General features: G+C 63.4%; 14 protein-coding genes. 3 read left to right on the forward strand and 11 right to left on the reverse strand.

All coding sequences use genetic code 11. The annotated features are described in order from the left end of the window. Positions 1–78: 78 nt before the first annotated feature. Positions 79–1,389: a DUF3987 domain-containing protein gene (locus OSC30_RS15665; RefSeq protein ID WP_323374224.1), complete on the reverse strand. Its 1,311-nt coding sequence runs from the start codon at positions 1,387–1,389 to the stop codon at positions 79–81. 862 nt (positions 1,390–2,251) lie between these two features. Between OSC30_RS15665 and OSC30_RS15670 the strand changes: the two genes are divergently transcribed. Beyond that, on the forward strand, positions 2,252–3,415 hold the full coding sequence (locus tag OSC30_RS15670) for an inovirus-type Gp2 protein (protein WP_267172801.1): 1,164 nt from the start codon (positions 2,252–2,254) through the stop codon (positions 3,413–3,415). 148 nt (positions 3,416–3,563) lie between these two features. Here the strand turns inward: OSC30_RS15670 and OSC30_RS15675 are convergent, their stop codons facing one another. The 5 genes from OSC30_RS15675 to OSC30_RS15695 all read right to left on the reverse strand — a co-directional run bounded on the left by OSC30_RS15675 (position 3,564) and on the right by OSC30_RS15695 (position 7,831). Further along, positions 3,564–4,001 (reverse strand): hypothetical protein, encoded by a 438-nt coding sequence (locus OSC30_RS15675; protein ID WP_267172802.1) that lies wholly within the window; start codon positions 3,999–4,001, stop codon positions 3,564–3,566. Positions 4,002–4,193: 192 nt separating this feature from the next. Next, a complete protein-coding gene (locus tag OSC30_RS15680) occupies positions 4,194–4,508 on the reverse strand; it encodes a hypothetical protein (protein WP_267172803.1) in 315 nt (104 codons plus the stop codon). A 3-nt stretch (positions 4,509–4,511) separates the two neighbouring features. Then, complete coding sequence (locus OSC30_RS15685) at positions 4,512–5,396, reverse strand: hypothetical protein (protein WP_267172804.1); 885 nt, start codon at positions 5,394–5,396, stop codon at positions 4,512–4,514. Between the two features lie 242 nt (positions 5,397–5,638). Beyond that, positions 5,639–6,970, reverse strand: a complete 1,332-nt coding sequence (locus OSC30_RS15690; protein ID WP_267172805.1) for a tyrosine-type recombinase/integrase — start codon at positions 6,968–6,970, stop codon at positions 5,639–5,641. Between the two features lie 351 nt (positions 6,971–7,321). Continuing rightward, the gene (locus OSC30_RS15695; protein WP_267172806.1) at positions 7,322–7,831 is read right to left on the reverse strand and encodes a peroxiredoxin; all 510 of its coding nucleotides are present in this window, start codon (positions 7,829–7,831) and stop codon (positions 7,322–7,324) included. A gap of 131 nt (positions 7,832–7,962) precedes the next feature. On the opposite strand from OSC30_RS15695, the gene OSC30_RS15700 reads away from it, so the two are divergent. Next, complete coding sequence (locus OSC30_RS15700; protein ID WP_267172807.1) at positions 7,963–8,466, forward strand: Hsp20/alpha crystallin family protein; 504 nt, start codon at positions 7,963–7,965, stop codon at positions 8,464–8,466. 89 nt (positions 8,467–8,555) lie between these two features. Then, entirely contained in the window at positions 8,556–9,449 is an 894-nt protein-coding gene (locus OSC30_RS15705; RefSeq protein ID WP_267172808.1) for a DnaJ C-terminal domain-containing protein, read from the forward strand. 211 nt (positions 9,450–9,660) lie between these two features. Here OSC30_RS15705 and pilH read toward each other — a convergent pair whose 3' ends face one another. The 5 genes from pilH to sucB all read right to left on the reverse strand — a co-directional run bounded on the left by pilH (position 9,661) and on the right by sucB (position 14,680). After that, positions 9,661–10,026 carry a twitching motility response regulator PilH gene (gene pilH, locus OSC30_RS15710; RefSeq protein WP_209614798.1) on the reverse strand — a complete coding sequence of 122 codons (366 nt, stop codon included), beginning with the start codon at positions 10,024–10,026 and terminating at the stop codon, positions 9,661–9,663. Between the two features lie 68 nt (positions 10,027–10,094). Next, entirely contained in the window at positions 10,095–11,099 is a 1,005-nt protein-coding gene (locus OSC30_RS15715) for a YhdH/YhfP family quinone oxidoreductase (protein WP_267172809.1), read from the reverse strand. Between the two features lie 20 nt (positions 11,100–11,119). After that, positions 11,120–11,716 (reverse strand): LOG family protein, encoded by a 597-nt coding sequence (locus tag OSC30_RS15720; RefSeq protein WP_267172810.1) that lies wholly within the window; start codon positions 11,714–11,716, stop codon positions 11,120–11,122. Positions 11,717–11,894: 178 nt separating this feature from the next. After that, entirely contained in the window at positions 11,895–13,322 is a 1,428-nt protein-coding gene (gene lpdA, locus OSC30_RS15725; protein WP_267172811.1) for a dihydrolipoyl dehydrogenase, read from the reverse strand. Positions 13,323–13,474: 152 nt separating this feature from the next. Further along, entirely contained in the window at positions 13,475–14,680 is a 1,206-nt protein-coding gene (gene sucB, locus OSC30_RS15730) for a dihydrolipoyllysine-residue succinyltransferase (RefSeq protein WP_267172812.1), read from the reverse strand. Positions 14,681–14,690 lie beyond the last annotated feature (10 nt).

The raw sequence follows: 14,690 nt of genomic DNA on the forward strand, positions 1-14,690 counted from the left end.
ACGAGGAGAGACCCAAGGAGGCTTTGGGAGGCATGACGCCTGCGGCCTATGCACAGCGCCTGGCAAAGACAGATACGATCAACCCCGGACTCTAAACCCGACCGCTACTGAAAGCGGGGGGACGTCGACTACGGTCTTGAACTTGTGTGCGCTCAGCCAGGACAGCTCCTGGGCCAGGCTCCAGGGCATGGTGTCTGCGCCACTCCGACGCAGGTGATCGTACAAGTGTCCCTTCGCGATGCGCGTTTCTTCTAATTGACGTTCTCTCACGCGCGAGATCCTGAGCGGCTTGGGTTTCGGTGGTGGAAAGACCAGCTGGAACTGTGTGATTGACCATCGAACGATCTCCCATGCCGCACTGATCGCTCCAGGCGGGATCGGAGATATCGACGGCAGGGGTTCTGCGGACGAGGAAGGGAGTGGCATCGCGTTGAAGCAGTGCAAGATCGCGGCAATCCGCCACGTCTTCTCTGTCGCACGACCGGCTGAGTCCTGGGCGTACGGGAAGTCAAATACCATGCGCTCGTCGATCTGCTGTTTCAGCTGCACCCAGCGCGCCTCCGCTTCGGTGGATAAACACAACTCCACGCGCTCTGTGTTGCCAGTTAGCAGGCGCTGAAGTCGCTGTTCCAGGAACCAGGTAGTCAGCAGATGGATTTCGTTGAGACTTGGCGTTGGCAGCGATGGTAGCTGTGGCCCGCGCCCGTCCAAGGTATGGGCATACATAAACCTGGAAGCCAACCCAGACTTGCGGTCAGCGTAGCGCGCGGCGAGCTGGTGTTCTGTGTAGATCTCCGGTTGCGTCAAGCAACAAATTCCGACTGACGGGTAGTAGGCCACCAGAGGATCGTGGTCCCGCCGGATGAGTGACTCCTTTACCGGACCGTCGAAAAAGCGGTTGAGCTTGCCACGTTTCCGCATGACATCGCTTTTCAGCTGGTCGATGCAATCATCATCCGCAATCGTCAAGCCGTTACCGGTGCCATCAAGTGCTTCGAGCAGGGATCCCCAGGTTGCATCTAGCTGCAACACATCACGGAACGCTGGGTGGTGGCGCCATTCGGCGGTCGACGCGCGTCGCGCGGAAAGTGTGGAATCGAACTCCCGAATCGGTTTGTAGAACTCGGACATGGCGGAGGACTTGCCGCACACAGGCGGGCCAATCCCCATGCAATAGAGTGCAGGCGACATCAGACCGCCATTGGGAGTACGAAGAGCGAACCCGTGCAAGGCGGTGGACATTGCAGACAACGCCACCAGCATGACGAGCTCGACTGGTGCGCCCGTTTTGTGGTGGACCTCTACGATGGCAGCAGTGACCCGGGGCGGCAAACACTGAAGCGAGTTGTAATAAGAACCAAATGCGCTAATAGCCACGTGCCTCTCCACGTATGTTGACTGTGATCAGAACAACGCGTGTCGCATCTTCCGGGAGATTAGTAGCCTTGCAGGCACCCTCGACACGGCGTTCCCTTGTAGCAGGCGGACTCCTTAGTAGCCGGCCAACAAGGAACATCGCACATCGATCTACCTCTTGCCCGACCGAAAAGCGGCAGTTGAGCGGGAAACTGTCAGCACTCGGCCAAGTAACTAGCGTAGATCAACGGCTTATGTGGTTCTAAAGTCAGGCGTGAAGGTGGCCGCATGAGGGGCGCTTCGCGTTTCGGGCAGGCGGTAGTTATTTTTTTTTGTGGTTAGTTGGCGCAACCTGTTGACTTGTCATCGATAGGCGCGCTGCTCCGAAAAAAATTAGTTTGTCGCATATGGTGGCACTCGCCTGGCAACGAGGCGCAGCGCGCGCTTTGGGCGAGCGCGTGACTTTGGCTGTGAGTTCATCGAATCCAAGCGCTTGAAATGCCGACGTAATTCGGCCTGGACGGTACCGTCCAGCCACAAAACCCTGCGAAACCGTAGACCGCTTTCTCCCTTGGTCGCGTTATGGTGGCAAGGCGCGTAACACGCGCTCTACGCTTGGCAAGACGGACGCTTGGCCGCGGCTGCTTGCCTTCGGCCCGTGGCCTGTCAACGGTTGCGCGCTTGCAGAAATCCATACGTTGTTCCGCGCTATCTCAACATGGCATGAGAGCGACAAACCGTGTGTTGCATGGCACGTTTAGTCTGGTCTTGGTGGTGTATTCGTGGGTGCATTCGATGGACTGAATATCGGTTCCTAGTCTTTTGTTTTGCATCCAGTTCTAATAACAGGCATTCGATTGAGTGAGCACAACAATAGCCTCGGAGTAACTATGGCATGCAGCTGAACATGATGAAGGCCGCTCCGTTGAGCGGCGAGCGTTTCCATAACCTGGTTTCGTCTGGCATTCTGGGTCCGCTTGAATGGATTGACGAACAGGGTGATCGCCATTACGCGTACGAGGTTGGTGAAAACAAGCAGGCAACGGACTACCTCAGCAACCTGCGGGCCGCCGTCAAACGAGTTGCAAAGAGTAAGGCGCCGGCATGGACGCCAGTGGGCACTGGTCGTTGGGCTCGCTACGCCATTTCGCGCGAAGCCAGGGCCCTGTGGCACGCAATCAGAGGGGTTGATATTGCGCACAAGGCACGAGGGAGGGAGAGTGAGATGTACCCTTATCTGCAGGTAGGGATGAGGTTGGCCGAGAAGTGGGAGCCCCGCCTTCGTTTCTTTACTAACACCGATTCTGAACTACTTCTCAGCGAGGACTACCCGAGGCGAGTGCTAGCCCACCTGGTGCACGTCATCAGGCGCGTGTGCACAGCACCCCGATTTCTCCAGCGTGTCGAGCAGTTGGAGCGCTTGCAACGGGTGAATTTCCGGGAGTGCTGCCGGTACTTCCTGTCCATTCTCCGAGTGCACGCTCGCCTGCTGGTGCTACGCGTGGATCTCTATGTTGAAGGACCGGCAAAAAGGGCTGCGGCGGAAGGCAAGATCGAGCAGGCGGTAGAAAAGTTCATCCGAAACCTCCGTGAGGATCGCATCATCCCCGACGTTCTCGGTTACATCATCAAACGCGAGCATGCCTACGACAGGGGTGTCCACCTTCATTTGATGGTAATCGTTGATGGGGATAAGCATTACCAATCGTACAATCTCGCCGAGAGGCTGAAGATGTACTGGATCCATGATTGCGTTGGATCCCGGGAGTTTGCTTCAGGATTCAACTGCTACCTGCGCAAGGACGAATATCGCTTCAATGCAATAGGCCACGTTCACTACGCCGACGAAGCGATGCTGCGCGGAGTTCGTGATGCGATCGGGTATCTGACCAAGACGGATGGCCATTTTCTTCTCCCACGGGGCTTCGGTAAAAATCTGCGCAAGGGTCAGCCGCCAAAGCAACAAGAGGGCGCCCGGCGCCGCGGGGCGCCTCGAAAGTTCGCAGACACCTCGCTCGCGGAAAGCATCTTGCTTGGCAAGCCGGCGCAGGGCCGATAGCAGGTCTTGGTCTCGCTTGTTCTCATGAGCGCCGACGTGGCAAAAGCGGGCGAGTCCCGAGCGTAAGGTTGTTAGTTGCCCGGGACCCGAAAAAAAGCCGCTCGCATGTCGCGAGCGGCTTTTTGCGCTGCAGTTTCGGCAAGGGTGCCTACCGCTGGTTGCGGTCTCGCCGGAGCATCCGGCAGATCGCTTGACGTTCCCCGGCAAGGAACCCGAACGCCTTCAACTTCTCGTCCAGGTCTGAAGTGGTCAAGGGACTCGCGCGAGGCAGGACCGATCGATGCCCTTGCTCATGAATCCACCATTTCGAGGCGCACAGCAGCAACGTGAAGCCTGCGGTCAGATGCGCCTCGGCGGGATACGCTTGCCGAAACCAACCCAAGGTCTCGTTGCTGAATCGCCCACTGTTAGCGCCATGGCCGTGGGGGTTGATCAGCTTGAATGCCTGGCGTGCGACGTACCCCCGGTTGAAAGCAGATTTAGGCGTCAGTTTGCGCAGGCGATGGATGACCTCCTCCTCTCGTAGCGTGCGGTTCGAAAGCCGCGGGTAACACTCAAGGGCAGTACGGTACGCGGCAAAGGCCAAGGGCGCACTGTCCCGGAGACCATGGGGGTCTAAACAGACTCGTGGCTCTGCTTCCGGGTTCCTCTGTGCGTCAGGGCTGGCCCTGGACTCGCAGAGGGATGCTTCCGGGAACGTGCTTGGCTTCGACGCGAGCTTGGATGTGTCGTTTTGAGCATGGGGCCTGGCATAACGGGTAGACGTGTCCATGGCCGCTCACCCCCTCGCCTGGCGAATGCGCCAGCGCAGGATGTCAATCGTCCAGTAGCGCCGAGAAGCCTTACGAGAGCGTCGTCCGCCAATCGGCTCGGGATAAGAGGGATCGAACAGCTTGTCGTTCGGATCCTGCCGGCCGTAGAAATCCGTCCTGGTGTCTCCCGTGACCGCAATGACTTCGGACGTGCGCAGCACGGGATCGAGGGCGAACAGCCTGATCAATTGCGATATCTGTTCTTCCTCAGACTGCTGACCGAACGGCGTAAACGGCGCGGATGCGCCCATCCCAGGCGCATGCTTGTTGGGAGCATTCATGGGTCATGCCTCCGTCCAGCAGCGGCGGAGGTCGGGGCGGACCATCCTTGCCCGGTGCACGGTGCGACCGCTAACCATGGGCGGGGGCATGAACTCGAAAGGCAGATCGGGAAAATAGCGGTTGGCGAGTGCGCTAGTTGCCTCCTGCACGGTCTTAGGCACCGTGAGGATCGGCGAAAGGGCGTCCCCGCGCAGTTGGATCTCAACGAAATCGACCAGCGGATTCAGGGAGAAGCCGCCGAAGCGATGAGCCCGTGGATGAATTGCGTGTCCAGAGACCGCACCGTTCTGGTGGTGGACAAAGAGGACCCAGCCGTCGTACGTGTCGAAGGCCATGTTGGTGAGCTCGTGCTCACTGACCGCTTTTGCGAAATCCCAGAGGTGCAGAGGGCCTTCTGCGAACGTTTCACGGTCTGCAGGGGCGAACGGGCTGGGGTCGCGAAGGATCTCATCCTTGCAGTTAAAGACGGCGTCGTACGACTCGAAGCCAAACTTCGCCGCCATCGCATCTACGTACTGAAGCAGACGCTTGAGCTCGCCACGGCTTATTCCATACTCACTCGCGGCACTGTTCTCGCGTGCGACAGCGTCCTTCCTGAAAGCCTGGGAATCAGCGTGCGGCTCCAGCTTGTTCACCCGTTCTGCGTGGGTGATAAAGCGGCCGTAGCTAGTCGGCAGCGGCGCGAAGCCGAGGTAAGCGCTGGCCAACAGGCCATAAGGCGGCAGCTGCTCTGACCAAATGTGATGGTTCAGATGAAACGACTTGAGCCGGGCAAATTCGCGGAGCGCGGGCGGGAAAATATCCCTCCACGCGTAGACGATGGAGAGGTAAAAAACACCTTCGTCGTCGAGGGGGACAGCGTCAGGAACATTCTTGATCTTGGTCATAGAGGGAAGCATCCATAACAAAAGTGCCGGGCAAAAACCGGCGCGACGCAATCAAACCGACTTGCGTACTTCTGCTCATGAAGGCTTCTTGCCTCTCTAGACCTGGCTTGGCCTACCAGCGCCGCTGGCAGGTTCAGCGTACGCGTAGTGGGCTGCTTGGGTCAATCCACCGCTGTATACCGCTGTTCAACGTAGTCCGTCCGGGAGCGTCGGTTAACTCCGCGTGCTCAGTGGTTGGAGAGTTAGGCCTTCACGCGGGATGGTCGCCTTAGTCGGTGGTGCTCGCCCTCCAGCAACCTGTGCAGTGCTTCCAGTGCAGCGCGCTTCTCTTCCATGTACTTGTGCTTGTTGTAGTGGCGTGCTTGCACCCCACCAAGTCCGTGGCTCTGCAGTTGCGCCAGGTCACCCGGCTGCAGGCCCGCGGCAGCGAGTCGTGTCTCGACGGTGCGGCGTAGATCGCCGACCGTGAACGGACCTTTTTCTAGTTCACCGGCCGCAGTCATCTCGTCGCGGACGGCAACCAGATGATCGCGCATCGATTCGTAGCTAGCCGACGTTGCGCCCTTAGTGAGGGTAAATAGATGCGGTCCCAGTGCATGGCCCATCGCCTCCATCGCATCGAGCGCAGCCGGAGTCAGGGGTACGTCGTGATCGCGAGCTGTCTTCCTTCGACCTTTTATGTCCCTGAGGCGCACGCTCTGGGTGTCGACATCGTAGTCATCCATAGTAAGCCGACAGAGCTGCTTGACCCGCTGCCCACCGGTGAGCACGTGGAACCGTAGCAGTGCGCCGGGAGGGTCGGGCAGGGCGCATACCCGCTTCCAGTACGCACGAAGCTCTGCCACTGATAGCACGCGCTCGCGGGACTTGGTCGCCCCCTCGATCGTTGTCAGGTCGCGTGCAGGATTGTGCGAGATATGGAGATCTCGCAGCGCGGGTAGGCCACGGGCATCCTGCCGCGCGCGAATTCCTGCCGCATACGCCGCGTGTATGTAGCTTCGGAGCTTGGCCGCTTCACGCAACTTGTTGGCATTGGCAAGGCGCGCAATCACTGGCAAAAGATCAACGAGGCCGACGTTCTCGGCGGGTGTGTGCCAGAGTGCCGGCCACGGTACGGCGACGTGGCGTTCCAGCGCGGTTTCGACACTGGTAGCGCTAGTCTTCCCGTCTCGCTTCAACTGGGCCATGTAGGCCAGCAGGAGCGCACCTAATGTTGCTCGCTTTTTGGCTGCGTCGGCGGCTGCCGCCTTGGCCTGTGCCTCTTCCTCAAGCTGATGTTCGCGCTCCTCAGCCAGGAGGGCCGCCCGCAGATCGCGAGCGCCGGACAGGTAGCGGGTACGGAGCTGCTTGGCCCGCTCCCTTGCTTCTTCCAGCGTGATGCCATGCTTGCCGTCACGGTGGAATCTTCCCATCGGCAAGTCATCGTAATGACCCTCTATGTTCCGGTAGCGGAAGTAGAAGCGTGCGCCATGCGGCCCGCCCTTGGCGCGCAATGCTCCTTCATTCTTGTGTCCGCCCTCGCTTAGCCACTTGCCCGGCTTTAGCGTGTCCAACCCCCGTACAGTGATACCCATGGAAATGTAACCCCGACGTCAGATGGGGCTAGTCCGCCCCAGTCCCTACACAGTCCCTACGCGAACGGAGATTGTACGGGACGGCGGAGGACTACCATGTACGTTCAATTCAACCCCATCAACGGTTGCCTGATGTCATGCGGACGAGAAAGGACGATTGTGGACACCTTCCGTGGGACTTAAAATCCCTCAGCCGCAAGGCTATGCGGGTTCGATCCCCGCTCCGGGCACCAAAACGCGGCGCGCCACGCCCCGTCACGGCGGCGCCGTGCTGCTTGAATCGTGGTTGGCGAAGCGCGACCGCAGCGAACCTGCGCCGATCGGGCGGTCAAGGCAGGGCGCCGCGCCGTATCAGCCGGTGGTTGCCGGCTCCCGTGCATCGAACGCCTGCAGCACCGCCTCGGCGGTCGACACGCGAAATTCCCCGGGTGCCTCCACATGCAGCTGCCGCACCACGCCGTGCTCGGCGTACAGCGCAAAGCGGCGCGCACGCACGCCCATGCCGTACGCGGTGCCGTCGAACTCCAGCCCCAGCGCACGCGTGAAACTGGCGTTGCCGTCAGCCAGCAGCCTCAGGCCGGCGGGTACCTGCTGGACCGCCGCCCAGGCCTGCATCACGTAGGCGTCGTTCACCGCCAGGCCGAACACCTCGATACCGCGCTCCCGGAAGGCCTGGAAGTGTTGCACGTAGCCGGGCAGGTGGTGATCCGAACAGGTCGGCGTGAACGCGCCCGGCACCGCGAACAGCACCGTCCTGGGGCCGCCGAGCAGGCTGGCGGTAGGCAAGCGCCGGACCGGGGCGCCGTCCTCGATCACTGCGATTTCGAGGTCCGGCAGCGGCTGGCCGATCTGGATGCTCATGGCGTTCGTCCGTGGGTGGGGGCAGGCATCGTAAACCCGGCCGGATGCCGCTGTCGCCTTGAATCGGCAGCGGCCGCACCTACTTCTGAGGCAAGCGGCGCTCGCCGTGACCCCTTGGGAGGACCTTGTCTATGAGTTCGAACCGCAACCCCGTGTGGAACGCCGCCAACGCGTTTCCCGAGGAGATCCGCCATGCCTTCGATCGCTTCTTCCAGCAGGAGGAGACAGACCCGTCCAACGTGGTGACCAGCCAGTGGGCCCCGCGCGTGGACATCAAGGAAGAGGACAAGCGCTTCGTGATCTTCGTCGACGTGCCCGGCGTCGATCCGGCCGACATCGAGGTGAGCATGGAAAAGGGCATCCTCACCATCAAGGGCGAGCGCACCGTGCAGAACCAGGAGCAGACGGGTCGTTTCACCCGCATCGAGCGGGCACACGGCACCTTCCACCGCCGCTTCGCGTTGCCCGACAGCGCCGATCCGGACGGCATCACGGCGGTGGGCCGCCACGGCGTGCTGGAAATCCTGATCCCCAAGCGCGCCGAAACGACGCCGCGGCGGATCTCGATCTCCACCGAGCACGGCGGCAGCGGCGCCGGTGGCTCGGGCAGCGGGCAGCCGTCCGGCAATCATTGAGCCGATGCCGTAGCGTGTTCCGGGCGGCCTTCCGCGGAGCGTATCCGCGGCGGGCCGCCTGACCGCGCAATCTACGCCGAGGAAGGGCAGTGGAATTCAAAGATTATTACGACATTCTCGGGGTGAAGCCCGATGCCAGCGAGGCCGAGATCAAGTCCGCCTACCGCAAGCTGGCGCGGCAGTATCACCCAGACCGGAACAAGGATCCGGGCGCGGAGGAGCGTTTCAAGGCCATCAATGAAGCCAACGAGGCGTTGCGCGACCCCGAGAAGCGCCGCGCCTACGACCAGTTGCGTGCGGGCGGCTATCGCGGCGGCGAGCAGTTCCGCCCGCCGCCGGGATGGGGGCAGGGCGGCGGCTTCGGCGACGCCGGCAACGGCGATTTCAGCGACTTCTTCGAAAGCCTGTTCGGACGGACCGGCGGCGGGCCGCGCGCGCAGCCCCGGCCGCGTCGCGGCCGCGACGTGCAGGCACAGGTGCAGATCGACCTGCAGACCGCCTTCGATGGCGGTCGCACGCGGCTGGCCCTGCACGACAGCAGCGGCCAGGAGCGCGTGCTGGAAGTGAAGATTCCCGCCGGCATCCTGCCCGGCCAGGTCATCCGGCTGGGCGGGCAGGGCCAGCCGGGGGCTGCTGGCGGGCCAAACGGCGACCTGATGCTGGAAGTGACGATCCGCGACGATCCGCGATTCAGGCTGGAAGGCCGCAACGTGCTGCACGTGCTGCCGCTGGCGCCGTGGGAGGCGGCCCTGGGAACGACGGTGCCGGTGCAGACGCTGGCCGGTGCTGTGGACCTGCGGATTCCTCCCGGCTCGCAGTCCGGGCGCAAGCTGCGCCTCAAGGGGCGTGGGTTGCCGGGCGCGTCCCCGGGCGATCAGTTCGTGGAATTGTCGATCCGCGCGCCCGCGGCCGAGAGCGATGCCCAACGCGAAGCGTACGAGTCCCTGCAGAAGCAGTTCGAAGGGTACGATCCGCGCGCCTGAAGCGGCTTCGCTTGAGCGAAATCCTGGCGGGACACCGTTGCAGGAGCCTGCTTGCAGGCGATGCGCTCACTTGCCCCGCCGGGAGTATCGCCCGCAAGCGGAGCTCCTGCAGGTGCGGTGGGCGTCTTTGCAAATTGGCGTAAATGCGTGATCTTCGCCGGATCTTTTCCTCGGCCAGCTGCCTGAGGGAGCGACGGATCGAAGGCCGGCGTCAGGCCGGCAGCAACGGCTTGATGGTGGCGACCAGCTCGTCTTCCTTGATCGGCTTGGTGACGTAGGCCTTGGCGCCCTGGCGCATGCCCCACACGCGGTCGGTCTCCTGATCCTTGGTGGTGACCAGCACCACCGGGATGTGCGCGGTGTCCGGGTCCTTGCTGATGATGCGGGTGGCCTGGAAACCGTTGAGATTGGGCATCACCACGTCCATCAGGATCAGGTCGGGACGTTCGCGCTTGGCCGCCTCGACGCCCGCGGCGCCGTCTTCGGCGGTCAGCGACTCATGGCCGAGCTTTTCGACGATGCGCTTGAGGCCCAGCAGCTGCGACGGGGAGTCGTCGACGATCAGGATTCGTGCCATGAGGTGGGGGTTCCGTGGTAGTTGTCGTGGATTCTATGCCGCGCGGGTAATGCTTCCAAGCGCGGGCTTCAGGTGCCGCCGATGCGTACGAGGGTGCGCCCGAAGGATCCGCCGCCGAGCATCCGCCCGAATACGGCCGGCAGGTCCTCCAGCGCGACCTCGGCGGTGGCGATGCGGTCGAGGTGGTGCGGCTTCCAGTCGTCCGCCAGATGTTGCCAGATGCGCTCGCGCAGATCCCGGGCGGTGCCCGCCGAGGCGATGCCAAGCAGGCTCACGCCGCGGATGATGAAAGGCATGACGGTGCTGTCGAAGGCGATCCCGCCGGCATTGCCGCAGATCGCCACGTTGCCGTAGGGCGCGATGAGCGGCAGCAGGCCGGCCAGCATCGGGCCACCAACGTTGTCCAGCGCGCCGCCGAAGCGGGCCGAATCCATCGGTTTGCCGCTGAAAGCGAGCTGGTGGCGATCGATGCATTCGCTGGCACCCAGGCCGCGCAACGCGTCGAAGTGGTCGGCCTTGCCGCTGATCGCGTGCACGTCGTAGCCGGCGCGGCTGAAGATGTCGATCGCAAGCTGGCCGACGCCGCCGCTGGCGCCGGTGACCGCGATCGGCCCAAGCTGCGGCGTCTGGCGGTTGTCCTGCATGCGCAGCAGCGCCAGCGCCGCGGTGAAGCCGGCGGTGCCCAGGATCATGCTCTCGCGCAGGCTGAGGCTCGCGGGCAGCGGGATCGTCCAGCGCGCATCCAGCCGCGCGTATTCGGCATAGCCGCCATCGCGGGTCTCGGACAGGCCGCTGCCGGTGCAGAGCACGGCGTCGCCCTCGCGGAAGGCCGGGTCGGTGGAGGCAACCACGTGGCCGGCCAGGTCGATGCCGCCGTTCAACGGGTAGCGGCGCAGGATCCTGCCCTTGCCGGTGCCGGCCAGCGCGTCCTTGTAATTGACCGAGGACCAGGCCACCTTGACCAGCACCTCGCCGGCCGTGAGTTCCCCGGCGTCCATGCGTTCGATGCCGCCGCGGTAACCGGCATCGTCGTTGCGGATGCGCATGGCGCGGAATGCGTTCGGGTCGCTCATGCCTGCCTCCTTGCCTGCGCTCAGGCGTCGATGCTGCGGTCGTCCACCCACTTGGGCAGGTAGCGGCCTTCGTAGCTTGCCATCCAGTCGAACAGCGCGGCCATGTCCGGGCCGAACCAGACGTCGTCGCGCTGCTCCGGGCGCACGAAGCGCTCGCCGACCATGTGGTCCATCATCGCGCGCAGGTGCGTGTAGTAGCCGCGTACGTCGAGGAAAGCGCAGGGATAGCGATGCAGGCCCAGTTGCGCCCAGGTCAGCATCTCGAACATTTCGTCCATGGTGCCGAAGCCGCCGGGCAGGGCGACGAAGGCGTCGGACAGCTCGTACATGCGCGTCTTGCGCTGGTGCATGGTCTCGACCACCACCAGCTCGGTCAGCCCCGGGTGGGCAACCTCGAGGTCCACCAGCTGGCGCGGGATCACACCGATGGCCTTGCCGCCGGCGGCCAGCACGGCGTCGGCCACGGTACCCATCAAGCCGACCTTGCCGCCGCCGTAGACCAGTGCGATGTCACGCCGCGCCATCTCGGTGCCGAAGGCGCGGGCCTGTTCGACGTATTCCGGGTGGCTGCCGCTGCTGGAGCCGCAGTAGACGCAGAGGGCGGTGGGTTGGGGCATGTGTATCCGTTTTGCGTGGTTGTCTTATGTAGGAGCCCACTTGTGGGCGATGCTCTTGATTGGTGATGCGCAAGAGAGCGAGAGCATCGCCCACAAGTGGGCTCCTACAAGGGATTCGTCAAAGGAAACGGCCCGCCCTTGTCGCCAGGAGCGGGCCGTGTTGGCCTTGCCGGGGCGGTCAGTTGCCCTTGTGGATGGCGCGCTTGTCGACCGACAGCGCGGCCTCGTGCACGGCCTCGGACAGCGTCGGGTGGGCATGGACGATGCGTGCCAGGTCCTCGGAGGAACCCTTGAACTCCATGGCCACCACGCACTCGGCGATCAGCTCGGACACGCCCGGGCCGACCATGTGCACGCCCAGGATGCGGTCGGTTTCGGCGTGGGCGAGCATCTTCACCTGGCCGATCGCCTCGTTCATCGCCACGGCGCGGCCGATGGCGGCGAACGGGAAGGTGCCGATCTTGTAGGGCACGCCTTCGTCCTTGAGCTGCTTTTCGGTCTTGCCAGCCCAGGCGATTTCCGGCTCGGTGTAGATCACCCACGGCACGGTGTCGAGGTTGACGTGGCCGGCCTTGCCGGCGATCCACTCGGCCACTGCCACGCCTTCCTCGGAGCCCTTGTGCGCCAGCATCGGACCGCGCACGGCGTCACCGATGGCCCACACGCCGTCCACGCCAGTGTGGTTGTGCTCGTCGACCACGATGCGGCCGCGTTCATCGAGCTTGACGCCGGTGTCGCCGGCCAGCAGGCCGTCGGTGTAGGCGCGGCGGCCCACGGCCACCAGCAGCTTGTCGACGACCAGCTTCTGCTCGCCGTCCTTGTCGGTGTAGGTCAGGTGCACGCCGTCCTTCTTCACCTCGGCCTTGGAAACCTTGGCGCCGAGCTTGATGGCCAGGCCCTGCTTGGTGAACTCCTTCAGCGCGATCTTGGCGATGTCCGCGTCGGCGGCGCCCAGGAAATCAGGCAGCGCCTCCAGCACGGTGACGTCGGAGCCCATGCGCTTCCACACGCTGCCGAGTTCCAGGCCGATCACGCCGGCGCCGATCACGCCCAGGCGCTTGGGTACTTCGGTGAAGTCCAGGGCGCCGGCGTTATCGACAATCGTCTTGCCATCGAACTTGGCGAAGGGCAGCTCGATCGGCACCGAGCCGGAGGCCAGGATCACGTTGGTGGCGCTTAGCGTCTGCTTGGCGCCGTCCTTGCCGGTCACCTCGACCTGGTTGCCCTTGAGCAGCTTGCCCTTGCCGTAGAACGCGGTGACCTTGTTGGCCTTGAACAGCTGGCCGATGCCGCCGGTGAACTGCTTGACGATCTTGTCCTTGCGGCCGATGAAGGTGCCCATGTCGACCTTGGCGCCGTCCACGCTGATGCCGTGCACCGGGAAGTTGTGCGAGATGTTCCAGAACTGGCGCGAGGAATCGAGCAGCGCCTTGGACGGGATGCAGCCCACGTTGAGGCAGGTACCGCCGAGGGCCTGCTTGCCGTCCTTGCCGGTGAATTCATCGACACAGGCGGTCTTCAGGCCCAGCTGCGCGGCGCGGATCGCGGCCACATAGCCGGCCGGGCCGGCGCCGATGACGATGACGTCGAATTGTTGGTCACTCATGCGATTCTCGCTTTCTACCCCTCTCCCGCCGGGAGAGGGTGGCCGACAGGCCGGGTGAGGGTACGGGCGAAGCGGGGCGGGCGGCAGTGCCGAACCCTCGCCCCAATCCCTCTCCCATCCCTTATCAGTGACGGGGAGAGGGGCTCAAGGGCTTAAAGACCCAGCAGCATCCTCTGCGGATTCTCCAGCTGGTTCTTGATGTCGACCAGGAACAGCACCGCGTCCTTGCCGTCGATGATGCGATGGTCGTAGGAAATGGCGATGTACATCATCGGCGCGGCGACGATCTGGCCGTTCTCGACGATGGCACGCTCCTTGATCGTATGCATCCCCAGGATCGCGCTCTGCGGCGGGTTGACGATCGGCGTGGACAGCAAGGAGCCGAAGGTGCCGCCATTCGTGATGGTGAAGGTGCCGCCCTGCAGGTCGTCCAGCGACAGCTTGTTGGCGCGCGCCTTGGTGGCGTAGTCGGCGATGCCCTTCTCGACGTCGGCGAAGCTCATGTCCTGCACATCGCGCAGCACCGGCGTGACCAGGCCCTTGTCGGTCGACACGGCGATCGAGATGTCCTGGTAGCCGTGGTAGATCACGTCGTTGCCGTCGACCGAGGCGTTGACGAACGGATAGCGCTTGAGCGCCTCGGCAGCGGCCTTGACGAAGAAGCTCATGAAGCCGAGCTTGATCCCGTGTTCCTTCTGGAACGCCTCGCCCAGGGATTTGCGCATCTTCACCACTTCGCTGAGGTTGACCTCGTTGAAGGAAGTGAGCATCGCGATCGAGTTCTTCGACTGCATCAGGCGCTCGGCAATGCGCGCGCGCATGCGGGTCATCGGCACGCGCTCTTCCGGACGCGCGCCCGGGGTGGGCTTGGCGGCCGGCGCCGGCGTGGCGGCGGAGCCGCCCTTGCCGTAGTTGACCAGGTCTTCCTTGGTCACGCGGCCGTCGCGGCCGGTGCCGGCGACCTTGGATGGGTCGATGCTTTCCTCGGTGGCGACACGGCGGCCAGCCGGCGAGAGTTCTTCGGTGCCCTTGCCAGCCTTCGGTGCTTCGGCCTTGGCGGGCGCGGGCGCGCCAGCCTTCGGCTCTTCTTTCGCGGCCGGCGCGGGCGCAGGCGCGGCGGCGCCTTCCTCGAGGATCGCGATCACCTGCTGGCTGTTTACCGTGTCGCCGGCCTCGTGCTTGATTTCCTTGAGCACGCCGTCGACCGGCGAAGGCACTTCCAGCACCACCTTGTCGGTTTCGAGATCGACCAGGTTTTCGTCGCGCTTGACGGCCTCGCCGACCTTCTTGTGCCAGCTGGCGATGGTGGCGTCGGAGACGGACTCGGGCAGGACGGGGACTTTGACTTCGATGGACATAGGGAAATCC

The organism is Frateuria hangzhouensis (assembly GCF_026410505.1).
Taxonomy (GTDB): Bacteria; Pseudomonadota; Gammaproteobacteria; order Xanthomonadales; family Rhodanobacteraceae; genus Frateuria_A; species Frateuria_A hangzhouensis.